The following is a 12568-nucleotide window of genomic DNA, read 5'->3' as shown; positions in this document are numbered from 1 at the left end:
TCTCCGATGGTTTTTCTGTCTTGGCGCGATGTCAGCGCGGCAGGCTCACGACGGCGAGGCCGGGGCCGACCGACACGCCGTGGCGGTTCTCGCTCCACAGGCGCAGGTCGAGGCGGTGGCGATGCGCGGCGTCGGCGCTGTCGTCGATCCACTTGCGCTCGACCTGGCCGCGCACGGTGACGGTGTCGCCCGCCGTGTTGAACGACTTCATGCGAAAGCCGCGGATGGCATGCAGCACGCCGGCCGTGCCGATGTACTCGCGAATGGCACGTTCCCACATGCCCTGCAGCAGCATGACGTTGGCGTACATCTCGGGGGCGCCGGTCGATTGCGCGTGCTCGGTGTTGTGATGGATGGCGTTGAAGTCGCGGTTGGCGCCGGCGGCCATCACGAGGCGGTAGACGGTGAGGGGGAAGGGCACGGGGTTCAAGGGGTCGCCCTCGTTGACTTCTTCCCAGCGGCGTTGGGTTTGCCAGTTCATTCGGTGGTTCTGCTGTGGGTTGGGTTCTTGGGGTCTCGTGTTCGGGGTGTGTGCAAAGGACACCGGGTACTCCCCTCCGCGAATGTCCCCCGGGGCTTCGCCCCTCCTCCTTGATTTCGCTGCGGGGAGCACCCGGTGCCCTGTGCACGAGGGCACGCTGTGCGCTTGCAGCCGATCAACGACCTCTGCTGAAAACGATCACGCTGGCGGTGTGCCTTGCGCAGCGAAATCAAGGAGGAGCCCGAAGGGCGGGGGACATTCGCGGAGCAAGGTACGCCGTCGGCGTGGTCGCGCCAGAGCGCAGATCGGCACCGCATCAACAACCTAGTGCGGCAGGTAGTGGTACATGCCGAAGCGGCAGCGCGCCACGACTTCTTCGCGCTGGTTCACGATGTCGTACTCCCACGTCGTGAACGCACCGCGCCCGACCTTCGTGGCCTTGGGCTCGCAGCGCACGAGCCGGTTGCCGCGCCGGCCCAGGCGGTCGCCCAGGCGGGCGGGTTGCAGGTAGTCGACCTCGTAGTCGGTCGCCATGTAGGCGGTGGTGGGCGGCATGCCTTCGGGGCGCGTGCCCTTGAGCGGGCTGCGCTCGGGCTCGGCGTTGCGCGCGTCGCTGGTGAACACGGGCGGCTGGCCCGGGGCCCACATCGGCGGCAGCGTGAGGCTGGCAAGGCTGGTCGATGGCGCGACCGCGTCGGGCCCATGGTGCAGCGGGCAGTCGAACTCCAGCACCTCGACGTAGCGGCGCACGGCGCCGGCCTCGATCACGTCGGCGCCCCAGCGGATCACGCCGTTCGCAAAGTCTTCGCCCACGCGCGCCACCATCGGCGCCCAGGCGCTTTCCCAATCGTCCATCTGAAAGTGCTTTCTTAGATGCCGATGAACTCGGCCACGTCGGCGAGCGGCGCGCGCTCGGTCTCGAGGGCGTCGATAGGCTTGTCTCGGTCGGCATAGCCGATGGCCATGCCGGTGAAGAGCATGCGTTCGGGCGGCAGGTCGATGAAGCGGCCGATGGTCTGCGGGTAGATGGCCCAGCATTCCTGCGGGCAGCTGTCCAGGCCCTCGGCGCGCAGCAGCAGCATCACGTTCTGCAACATCATTCCGAGGTCGGACCACTGCGGCGGGCCCATGCGGCGGTCGACGGTGCAGAAGAGCGCGAGCGGCGCGTCGAAGAACTGGAAGTTGCGCGCAAACCATTTCAGGCGCGCGGCCTTGTCCTCGCGCGGAATACCCAGGCGCGCATACATCGCCTCGCCGACGGCGAAGCGGCGGTCGCGATACGGTGCCACCAGCTCGCGCGGGTAGATGTCGTACTCGCTGCCTTCGCCGCCGGGCGTTTCCTGCACGCGGGTGCGCATGAGGGCCTTGAGGTCGTTCAGCCGCTCGCCGCCCACCACATGCAGGTGCCACGGTTGCAGGTTGCCGCCCGAGGGCGCGCGCAGCGCGGCCTGCAGCACGCGGCGGATGGCGTCGGGCGGCACGGAGCGGTCGAGAAATTCGCGCACCGAGCGGCGGCTCGCGACGGCGTCGTAGACAGTCATGTTCATGGTGAGGTGGTGCTCCGGGGGAGAGAGGTCGTCAGGGTCACGCCCAGCTCGCGCGCCACTTCGGCGCTGTGCTGGCCGGGTGTCGCAGCGTGCGACAGGTCGGCGTAGGCATACCCCGAGAAGCGCACCGGTGGGCGCACCTCAAGATACGCGCCTTCGGTCGGGTGCGTGCGCTGTCGGAAAAGGCCGGCGGCCTGCAGCTGCGGGTCGTCGGGCAGGTCGGCGATGTCGTTCACGCGCATCGCGGGCACGTTGGCCTTCTTCAGAATGTCGAGCCATTCGGCGGTGGTGCGCTCGGGCAGGATCGCGGCGGCGGCTTCGTACATGCGGCTCATATTCTTGCGGCGCAGCGCCTTGTCGGCCAGCTCGGGCGCCTCGAGCACCTCGGGGTGGCCGGTGGCCTCGAAGAAGCGCAGCCAGCGGTCGTCCAGGTAGGGCGCAATGGCGATGTAGCCGTCGCGCGTGCGCATGGGCTGGCGCATGGGGTCGATCTGGCGCGGGTACAGCGCGGGGCCGGTGGGTGGCACGAAGGTCTTGTCGCACAGGTGCTCCACGAGGTTGAAGCTGGCGAGCGATTCGAACATCGGCACCTCCACCTGCTGACCCTCGCCGGTGCGCAGCCGGTGCACCACGGCGGCGAGCACGGCATACGTCGCGTGCAGGCCCGAGACCTTGTCGGCCATGGTCATCGGCACGTAGCGCGGCTGCGGGTTGCCGTCGACCTTGGGCGGCAGCGAGGCGATGCCCGAGGCGGCCTGGATGATGTCGTCGTAGGCCTGCAGCGCGGCATAGGGCCCGCGCTGGTCGAAGCCGGTGCAGTGCACGTAGACGATGTCGGGGCGGATGGCGCGCACTTCCTCGTACGACAGGCCGGCCCGTGCGATGGCGTCACTGCGCACGTTGTGGATGAAGATGTCGCTGGTCTCGATGAGGCGGTGCATCGCGGCGCGGCCTTCTTCGCTCTTCAGGTCCCAGACGACGGAGCGCTTGCCGCGGTTCAGCCGCAGGTGCACGGGGCTCATCAGCGGCGTGACGGGCGGTGTGCCGATGATGCGGATGCTGTCGCCCTCGGGCGGCTCGACCTTCACCACCTCGGCGCCGAGGTCCGCGAGGATCTGCGTGCAGTAGGGGCCGAAGATCACCGTGGTGAGGTCGACGATGCGCAGGCCTTCGAGCATGCGGGGGGCGGTGGAGGTGGGGGTCATTGGTTGGGAGGTCATGCGGCGACAAGGCCCTGCATTTCGGCGGCGAGGTGGCGCACGCGCTCGGGCCCGCCGAGCAACTGGCGGTTGAAGCCGATGCGCTTGAACCAGTAGTGCAGGCCCAGCAGGTCGGTGATGCCCATGCCGCCGTGCACCTCGGTGGCGGTGCGGGCGACGAAGGTGCCGGTTTCGCTCAGGTGCGACTTGGCGTGTGCGGCGAGCAGCGCGGCTTCGTCGGGCAACGCGTCGAAGGCGTGGGCCGCGTACCAGACGAGCGCGCGGCCGGGCTCCAGCCCGGCGGCCATCTCGGCGCACAGGTGCTTCACGGCCTGGAAGGAACCGATCACGCGGCCGAACTGGCGGCGCTCCTTGGCGTAGGCCACAGCCTGGTCGAGCATGGCTTCGCCCGCGCCGAGCGTGTCGGCGGCGAGCAGTGCCCAGCCCGCGCTGCGCAGGCGTGCGAGCGTGGCTCGGTTGGCGTTGGGCAGTGGCTCGGCCTTCACGTGCGCGAAGTGCAGTTCGCCGAGCGGGCGCGTGGCGTCGATGCTGCGCAGCGCGCCGCGCGTGAGGCCTTGTGCATCGGCGCGCACGAGGTGCAGGCCGCCCGCGCGGTCGGCGACGATGAACACATCGGCCGCACCCGCATCGAGCACGAAGAGCGCGTTGCCGTCGAGCGTGCCGTTGGCGTTGGCTGTCACGCCCGCGCCGTCGCGTGCGCCGGCCACGGCTTCGGCGATGGCGACGCCGGCGATGCATTCGCCCGCTGCCAGGCGCGGCAGCCATTCATCTTGCTGTGCGGCGCTGCCGGCTTCGCGCAGCGCCAGCGGTGCGAGCACGGCGGTGCCGAGAAACGGCGTGGGCGCGACATGGCGACCCAGTTCCTCGGCGGCCAGCGCGGCATCGAGCAGCGACAGGCCGAGCCCGCCGAAGGCCTCGGGCACGAGCAAAGCCGGCACGCCGACCTCGCACAGCGTGCGCCAGACCTCGCGGTCCAGTGGCAGGTCGTCGGCTGCGACGCGGCGCACGCGATCGAGCGGGCAAGCGCGTTCGAGGGCGCGGCGCAGGCTGTCCTGCAGCAGTTTCTGGTCGGCGGAGAGGGCGAATTCCATGGCGTGCTTTCTTCCAGTCGATCAGGCGAGGCGCGGTTCGCGCGGCATGTCGAGCCCGCGTTCCGCGATGATGTTTTTCTGGATCTGCGCGGTGCCGCCGCCGATGATCAACCCCAGGTCGAACATGTAGCGCTCCTGCCAGAGTGCCTGCGCGCGCAGGTGCGCGCTGCCGGGCATCAAGAGGCCCAGTTCGCCCAGCGCGTCGATGGCGAGCGCGGCCAGCTGGTGACGCAGCTCGCAGCCCTGCAGCTTCACGACCAGCGCGGCCAGGCCCGGGTCTTCGCCGTTGGCCGCGGCCGTGAGCAGCCGCAGGCCGTGGCACTTCTGCGCCAGCACCTGGCCCTGCAGCCGCATCAGGCGGTCGCGCAGCACGGGCTGGTCGATGAGGCGCGAGCCGTCGACGGTTTCGGCCAGCATCAGCGTCGCGAGTTCCTGGTAGCGCTGCGTCGTGAGGTTGGGGTTGCCGAGCGAGCCACGCTCATGCTTGAGCGTGGCGTTGGCCACCTTCCAGCCTTCGCCGCGCTGGCCCACGATCTGGTGCTGGGGCACGCGCACGTCGGTGAAGAAGACCTCGTTGAACTCGGCGTGGCCGGTCATGGTCTTCAGCGGGCGCACTTCGATGCCGGGCGTCTTCATCGAGAACAGCAGGTAGCTGATGCCCGCATGCTTCGCGGCGCCGGGCTCGGTGCGCACGAGGCAGAAGATCATGTCGGCCACGTGCGCGGTCGAGGTCCAGATCTTCTGGCCGTTGATGACGAAGTCGCCACCGTCTTCCGTGGCGCGCGTCTGCAGCGAGGCCAGGTCGGAGCCCGCGCCGGGCTCGGAGTAGCCCTGGCACCAGACCACCTCGCCGCGCAGCGTGGGGCCGATCCACTCGCGCCGCTGCGCCTCGGTGCCCAGCTCGAGCAGGGTGGGAACCAGCATCGAGATGCCCTGGTTGCCCAACGGCGGCGCCACGCCGGCGCGCGCGAACTCCTCGGTGATCAGGTGCGCCTCCATCACGTCGGGCGCGGCGCCGTGGCCACCGTAGTCACGCGGCACGGTGCGGCCCGCGTAGCCGTGGTCCAGCAGCAGGCGCTGCCACGCGAGGGCGTCGGCGTCGGGGCGCTCTGCCGTGCGCGCGAAGGCCGAGCGGTGGCCGTGCGTGGCGAGGAACGCGCGCAGCGCGTCGCGAAAGGCTTCGTAGCGGGGATTGAGCGTGAGGTCCATGCGGTGCTTGCCTTCGGTGCCCGCCGCGTTGCGCGGCGGTGCGTGTTGTCTCCGTGTCGAGGCTCATGCTAGGGGCAACCCTCGGGCGCTCTCAATCGTCCGTTCCGACGATGTGACGCGCCGGAGGCGCTGCCTACCATCCAGCCCGAACGCCGCACGAGGTCCGACGCAGACCGATACGGGGCCGGTGAAAGCCCGGTGAGAGGCCCGCGGCCGGCAGCTTCTTTTTCACAAGAACGACGGAGACAACACCATGACACGTTCCCTCTTTTCCGCCCGCCACAGCGCGCGCCGCCGCCTGCTCGGCGCGGGCCTCGCGGCCACGCTCAGCTTGACTGCCAGCTTCGCGGCGCAGGCCCAGAAGCGCTACGACCCGGGCGCGAGCGACACCGAAATCAAGATCGGCCACATCGTCCCGTACTCGGGTCCGGTCTCGGCCTACGGCACCATCGGCAAGGCCGCGGCGGGCTACTTCGCCAAGCTCAATGCCGAAGGCGGCATCAACGGCCGCAAGGTCACGTTCATCTCGCTGGACGATGCCTACAACCCCTCGAAGACGGTGGAGCAGGCGCGCAAGCTGGTCGAGCAGGACGAGGTGCTGGTGCTCTTCGGCCCGCTGGGCACAGCGCACAACCTGGCGATCCAGCGCTACATGAACGCCAAGAAGGTGCCGCAGCTGTTCGTGGCCACGGGCGCCACGCGCTTCGGCGACCCGAAGGCTTTTCCCTGGACCATGGGCTGGCAGCCGACGTACCAGACCGAAGGCAAGATCTATGCGCAGCACATCCTCTCGACGAAGCCCAACGCGAAGATCGCCGTGCTCATGCAGAACGACGACTTCGGCAAGGACTTTCTGAAGGGCTTTCTCGAAGCGCTCGGCGACAAGGCCAAGACGATGATCGTGGCGCAGTCGACCTACGAGGTAACCGACCCGACCATCGACAGCCAGATGGTCAACCTGAAGGCCTCGGGCGCCGACACCTTCTTCAGCATCACCACGCCCAAGTTCGCGGCGCAGGCGATCCGCAAGGCGGCCGACATCGGCTGGAAGCCCACGCAGTATCTGTCGAGCGTGTCCGTGTCGGTGTCGGCGGTGATCAAGCCGGCCGGCCCCGAGAACGCGGTGGGCGTGATCTCGGCCACCTACCTGCGCGACCCGGCCGACGACATGTGGAAGGGCTCCAAGGAGTACGAGGACTACAAGACCTGGTTCAGCAAGTACTACCCGTCGGGCGACCTGAGCGACTCGCTCAACGTGCTGGGCTACTCGTCGGCGCAGACGCTGGAGCAGGTGCTGCGCAAGGCGGGCGACGACCTCACGCGCGCCAACATCATGAAGGTGGCGGCCAACCTGCAGTACAGCCCGCCGATGCTCTACCCGGGCATCGACGTGAAGACCTCGCCGACGGACTTCTACCCGATCGAGCGCATGCAGCTGGTGCGCTTCAACGGCACGCGCTACGAGCCGTTCGGCAAGGTGCTCGGCGACTGATCGATTGATTGATCGCCTCGTTCCTGATGTCTCCCTTTTCGTTTTTCATTGAAGCTTCCATGACCTCCATCGTTCGACTGGTCGCCGCCCTGGGTGGCGCGGCCCTCCTGTTCACCGCCGGCGCGGCCCTCGCGCAGAAGAAGTACGACACCGGCGCATCCGACACCGAGATCAAGCTCGGCATGGCCATGCCCTACAGCGGCCCCGTGTCGTCGTACGGCATCGTCGGCAAGGTCAACGAGGCCTACTTCAAGATGGTCAACGACAAGGGCGGCATCAACGGCCGCAAGGTCACGCTCATCAGCTACGACGACCAGTACACGCCGCCGCGCACCACCGAGGTGGTGCGCAAGCTGGTCGAGCAAGATGAAGTGCTCGCCGTGTACGGCAACCTGGGCTCGGCCTCCAACGCCGCGATCCAGCGCTACATGAACGCCAAGAAGGTGCCGCACCTGTTCCTGGGCGTGGGCGCCGATCGCTTCAACGACCCTAAGACCTACCCCTGGACCACGCCCTACATGCCCAGCTACGAGGGCGAGGGCAGCCTCTACGCGAAGAACATCCTGAAGACGATGCCGAACGCGAAGATCGCCGTGCTCTACCAGAACGACGACTTCGGCAAGGACTTGCTCAAGGGCCTGAAGAAGGGCCTGGGCGACAAGGCCTCGATGGTGGTGGCCGAGGCCTCGTTCGAAGTGGCCGACCCGACGGTCGATTCGCAGATCATCAAGCTGCAGTCGTCGGGTGCCGACGTGTTCGTCAACTTCGCCACCGCGCGCTTCGCCGCGCAGGCCATCCGCAAAGCGTGGGACATCAACTGGAAGCCCAAGCAGCAGTACCTCACCTACGTGTCGGCCTACGTGAAGATGACGCTGGAACCCGCGGGCCTCGAAAAGTCGAAGGGCATCATGGCCATGGCCTTCTTCAAGGACGCCGCGCAGCCGCGCTGGGCCAACGACCCGGCCACGCAGGAGTTCCTGGCCTTCATGAAGAAGTACGCACCGAACGAAGACGTGAACAACGCCGCCGGCGTGTATGGCTACGGCGTGGCGCAGGCCATGGAGACCGTGCTCAAGGCCTCGGGCGACAACCTCACGCGCGAGAACGTGCTCAAGCAGGCCACCACGCTGAAGAACATGCGCACCGGCATGCTGCTGCCGGGCATTGCGCTGAACACCTCGGCCACCGACTACTTTCCGTTCCACACGCTGCAGCTGGTGCAGTTCAACGGCAAGGAGTTCGAGCCCATGGGTGATTCGATCGCCGTGAAGTAGCCTTCCGAAGCACGTTCAAAAAAATCCAAAGGAGACACACACCATGTTCGGACTGATGCAGGACCGCCCGCTGCTGATCTCGTCGCTGATCGACCACGCGGCCACCTTCCACCCCCACGCCGAGATCGTCGGTCGCACCGTCGAAGGCCCGGTGCACCGCACCAACTACCGCGAGGTGCAGTTGCGTTCCAAGCAGGTGGCCAACGCGATGAAGGCGCTGGGCGTGGCGCCCGGCGACCGCGTGGGCACGCTGGCGTGGAACACGTACCGGCACCTGGCGCTGTACTACGGCGTGTCGGGTTCGGGCGCGGTGCTGCACACGGTGAACCCGCGGCTCTTTCCGGAGCAGATCGACTACATCGTCAACCACGCCGAAGACAAGGTGCTGTTCTTCGACACCAGCTTCGCGCCGCTGGTCGAGAAGCTCGCACCCAAGCTCACAAGCGTGCGCGCCTTCGTCGCCATGACCGACCGCGCGCACATGCCGGCCATCGACGTGCCCAACCTGCTGTGCTACGACGAGCTCATCGGCGCGCAGAGCGAGGACTACACCTGGCCCGAGTTCGACGAGCGCACCGCCTCGTCGCTTTGCTACACCTCGGGCACCACGGGCAACCCCAAGGGCGTGCTGTACTCGCACCGCTCCACCGTGCTGCATTCGCTGATGGAATGCGCGCCCGACACCTTCGGCGTGTGCTCGCAGATGACGCTGATGCTGGCCGTGCCCATGTTCCACGCCAACGCCTGGGGCATGCCGTACTCGGCGGCGATGGTGGGCGCCAAGCTCGTCATGCCCGGCCCGCACATGGACGGCCAGAGCCTGTACGAACTCATGCGCGACGAGAAGGTGAGCTTCTCGCAGGCCGTGCCGACCGTGTGGCTCATGCTGTTCCAGTACTTCGACGCCCACCCCGAAATCGACACCCGCGCCATCGGCCTGAAGCGCATCGGCGTGGGCGGCGCCGCCACGCCGCGCGCCATGATCGAACGCTTCGAGCGCGACTTCAACGCCGACTTCGTGCAAGGCTGGGGCATGACCGAGACCAGCCCCATCGGCGTGATCGGCAACCTGCTGCCCAAGCACCTCGCGCTCCCGAAAGAAGAGCAGACGACGGTCAAGATGCGCCAGGGCCGCGGCGTGTGGGGCGTGGAGCTCAAGATCGTCGACGAGAACGGCCAGCGCCTGCCGCACGACGGCGTGGCCTTCGGTCACCTGCATGTGCGCGGTCCGTGGATTGCGAGCGGTTACTTCCGCAGCGAAGGCGGCGACGTGCTCGACGCCGAGGGCTTCTTCCCGACCGGCGACGTGGCCAACATCGACGCCGACGGCTATGTGCAGCTGGTCGACCGCGCGAAGGACGTCATCAAGTCGGGCGGCGAGTGGATCTCGTCGATCGACCTGGAGAACGCCGCCAGCGCGCACCCGGCCGTGGCCGAGGCGGCGGTGATCGGCATCGCGCATCCGAAGTGGCAGGAGCGGCCGCTGCTCATCGTGGTGAAGCGCGCGGGCGCACAGGTCACGGGCGAGGAACTGCTCACTTTTCTTTCGCAGCGCGTGGCCAAGTGGTGGCTGCCCGACGACGTGGCTTTCGTCGACAGCCTGCCGCATACAGCCACCGGCAAGCTGCTGAAGACCAAGCTGCGCGAGCAGTTCAAGGGCTACGTCGCAGCCAAGTCAACTTGATGACAGTTGTTCGTTCTTTCTGTGCATAACTCTGTGGGTTGCCTGAGGAGGCGGACCCGCAGAACGAGCATTGACGGGGCTTCGCACCACGTTGCTCACTGATTGAGCAGGCCGGGATTTCGCCCGGCACTATTTACCCACCGCGGTCCTTTTTTCAAGGCCCCTGCGAGTCATCGACTTGCAGGGGCCTTCTTGCTTTGTAGGTACTTCCGGGGGCTTTGTTCACAGTTTCGCCCTGCGCCTATGTCCTGGGTAGGCCATTTCGGACTCGTCCGATGGCCGTATCCGGACCGTCTTCCTAAAGTCATCGATCAACAAACCGTTTGATGTGGCGTTGCGTGCGCGCGTGCCGGTCCGGTCCCATTTTTCATTGAGCGAGCACAGGAATTTCATGGCATCCAAGAAGACGAAGGTCGTTGTCAACAGCAACGGCAAGAACATTGACCACGCGGTGGCCGCAGCCGGTCAGGCGCCGCTCAAGATCAAGGTCCAGAAGGGTGCCAAGTACCTGCTCAAGGGCGACGACGGCTTTGCGCCCGAGAACGTGACCCTCACCCGCGTGGGTGCGGACCTGCACGTCACGCTCGAAGGCGAGACGAGCCCGAGCCTGGTGCTCGAGGGCTACTACGCGCAATCGGAGCCCGTGGGCCTGTACGGTGTGGCTGAAGACGGCCAGCTGTATGCGTACACGCCCACCGACGCTTCGAGCGACATCTACGCGCTGGCCGACGGCCGGTCGACGCCCGCGGCCTTGGGCGGCGATTCGTACGGCCCGGGTGCGTCGTACCTTGCGGGCACCGAAGCCGGCGGCAACGACTTCTTCGGCGGCATGCTGCCGCTGCTGCTGACCGGTGGCCTGGCCGCGCTCGGCATCGGCGCGATCGCCGCGGCCAGCGGCAGCGACGGTGATTCCGCACCCAGCCTGCCCCCCGTGGTGCCGCCCACCGTGCAGCCCCCCGGCAAGCCCGGCTTCGACGGCATCGGCGGTGCGCGCGACGACGTCGGCCCCATCACCGGCGACATCGAGCGCGGCGGCAAGACCGACGACACGCGTCCCGAGTTCCATGGCAAGGGCACGCCGGGCCATACCGTCACCCTGTACGACAACGGCGTGCTCGTTGGCAAGGTCGTCGTGGACCCGAACGGCGAATGGACGCTCACGCCGTCCAAGGACCTGGGTGACGGCAAGCATTCCATCACCATCACCGAGAGCGATGCGGGCGGGCGCGAGAGCGTGCCTTCGGACCCGTTCGAATTCGGCGTCGACACCACCCCGCCGGCCAAGCCCGGCTGGAACGGCGAAGGTCCGGGCGCCGTCATCGACGACGTCGGCACCATCATCGGCAGCGTGCCCCCGGGCGGCGCGACCGACGACCCGCGCCCTGAATTCAATGGCAAGGGCACCCCTGGCGACACCATCATCGTCAAGGACAACGGCACCGAGATCGGCCGGGTCGAGGTGAACGACGACGGCAAGTGGACCTTCACGCCGCCCAAGGACCTGATCGAGGGCGACCACTCCATCACCATCGTCGAGCGCGACCCGGTGGGCAACGAGAGCAAGCCTTCCGATCCCTTCGAGTTCGAAGTCGACACCATTGCACCGAACCAGCCCCAACTGGGCGGCGCCATCGACAACATGGGCGATATCCAGGGCGAGATCGCCCCCGGCGGCATCACCGACGACCGTCAGCCTCAATTCCACGGCCAGGGCACGCCCGGCGACACCATCGTCCTCAAGGACGGCGGCACCGTGATCGGCACGGCCGACATCGGCGAGGACGGCAACTGGACCTTCACCCCGTCCACCGACCTGGGCGAAGGCAAGCACACCATCACCATCATCGAGCGCGATCCGGCCGGCAACCAGAGCAAGCCCTCCGACCCGTTCGAGTTCAACATCGACGTCACCCCGCCCGACGCCAGCAAGCTGGCCATCAGCGGCGTGGCCGACGACGTGGGCGCGGTGCAGGGCAACGTGGCCTCGGGCGCCACGACCGACGACGCACGTCCGCTGATCAGCGGCACCAGCACCGGCACGGCCGGCCACACCGTGGTCGTGATGGTCAAGAACAGCACCGGCACCCACGTGCTGGGTGAAGCCGTCATCGGCGAAGGCGGCACGTGGACGCTGCAGGTGGGCACGCCGCTGGCCGCCGGCCTGAACGAATTCACGGTCATCGAGCGGGACACGGCGGGCAACGAAACCATGCCGACTGCCCCGTACAGCATCAACGTGGACACGGGCCGCCCCGAAGTGCCCGTGATCCAGAACGTCAAGGACGACGTGGGCGTGGTGCACATGCTGCAAAAGGGCGAAGTGACGGACGACGCCAGGCCGACCATCATCGGCACGGCGCAGGCGGGCAAGCGCACGCTGCTCGACGTGCTCACGGCCGAGAACGACCACTACAGCAACCAGGCGGCGCAGGTGACGACGCGCTTCGACGCCGAGGCGGCCGACTTGCGCATGCGCGCCGACTCGGCGATGTTGCTGGACTGGCTGCGCGGTGCAAAGGTGCTTTGACGCGTTCGAAAGGCGGCGATTTTCAGAATCGTCTGATGTACGC

The 12568-nt window shown here is 67.5% G+C and carries 10 protein-coding genes; 4 read left to right on the top strand and 6 right to left on the bottom strand.

Translation table 11 applies throughout. The features are described 5' to 3' along the window. Positions 1–31: 31 nt before the first annotated feature. The 6 genes from CLU95_RS10840 to CLU95_RS10815 all read right to left on the bottom strand — a co-directional run bounded on the left by CLU95_RS10840 (position 32) and on the right by CLU95_RS10815 (position 5548). Positions 32–481, bottom strand: coding sequence for an acyl dehydratase (locus CLU95_RS10840; protein WP_099792987.1), 450 nt, complete (start codon positions 479–481; stop codon positions 32–34). A gap of 324 nt (positions 482–805) precedes the next feature. After that, entirely contained in the window at positions 806–1336 is a 531-nt protein-coding gene (locus CLU95_RS10835) for a MaoC family dehydratase N-terminal domain-containing protein (protein ID WP_099792985.1), read from the bottom strand. 14 nt (positions 1337–1350) lie between these two features. Then, a complete protein-coding gene (locus CLU95_RS10830; RefSeq protein WP_099797212.1) occupies positions 1351–2022 on the bottom strand; it encodes a nitroreductase in 672 nt (223 codons plus the stop codon). Between the two features lie 2 nt (positions 2023–2024). Continuing rightward, the gene (locus tag CLU95_RS10825) at positions 2025–3233 is read right to left on the bottom strand and encodes a CaiB/BaiF CoA transferase family protein (RefSeq protein ID WP_099792983.1); all 1209 of its coding nucleotides are present in this window, start codon (positions 3231–3233) and stop codon (positions 2025–2027) included. Positions 3234–3244: 11 nt separating this feature from the next. Beyond that, positions 3245–4339 carry an acyl-CoA dehydrogenase family protein gene (locus CLU95_RS10820; protein WP_099792981.1) on the bottom strand — a complete coding sequence of 365 codons (1095 nt, stop codon included), beginning with the start codon at positions 4337–4339 and terminating at the stop codon, positions 3245–3247. Between the two features lie 21 nt (positions 4340–4360). Then, positions 4361–5548 carry an acyl-CoA dehydrogenase family protein gene (locus CLU95_RS10815; protein WP_099792979.1) on the bottom strand — a complete coding sequence of 396 codons (1188 nt, stop codon included), beginning with the start codon at positions 5546–5548 and terminating at the stop codon, positions 4361–4363. Between the two features lie 253 nt (positions 5549–5801). On the opposite strand from CLU95_RS10815, the gene CLU95_RS10810 reads away from it, so the two are divergent. The 4 genes from CLU95_RS10810 (at position 5802) to CLU95_RS10795 (ending at position 12525) form a co-directional block, all read left to right on the top strand. Further along, the gene (locus CLU95_RS10810; protein ID WP_099792977.1) at positions 5802–7040 is read left to right on the top strand and encodes an ABC transporter substrate-binding protein; all 1239 of its coding nucleotides are present in this window, start codon (positions 5802–5804) and stop codon (positions 7038–7040) included. A gap of 59 nt (positions 7041–7099) precedes the next feature. After that, positions 7100–8314 carry an ABC transporter substrate-binding protein gene (locus CLU95_RS10805; protein ID WP_099797211.1) on the top strand — a complete coding sequence of 405 codons (1215 nt, stop codon included), beginning with the start codon at positions 7100–7102 and terminating at the stop codon, positions 8312–8314. Between the two features lie 43 nt (positions 8315–8357). After that, positions 8358–9998: a 3-(methylthio)propionyl-CoA ligase gene (locus CLU95_RS10800; RefSeq protein WP_099792975.1), complete on the top strand. Its 1641-nt coding sequence runs from the start codon at positions 8358–8360 to the stop codon at positions 9996–9998. A 391-nt stretch (positions 9999–10389) separates the two neighbouring features. Then, on the top strand, positions 10390–12525 hold the full coding sequence (locus tag CLU95_RS10795; RefSeq protein ID WP_099792973.1) for an Ig-like domain-containing protein: 2136 nt from the start codon (positions 10390–10392) through the stop codon (positions 12523–12525). Positions 12526–12568: the final 43 nt, after the last annotated feature.

The organism is Variovorax sp. 54 (assembly GCF_002754375.1).
In the GTDB taxonomy this organism is placed as follows: domain Bacteria; phylum Pseudomonadota; class Gammaproteobacteria; order Burkholderiales; family Burkholderiaceae_C; genus Variovorax.
This window is presented reverse-complemented; position numbering and strand designations above follow the sequence as displayed.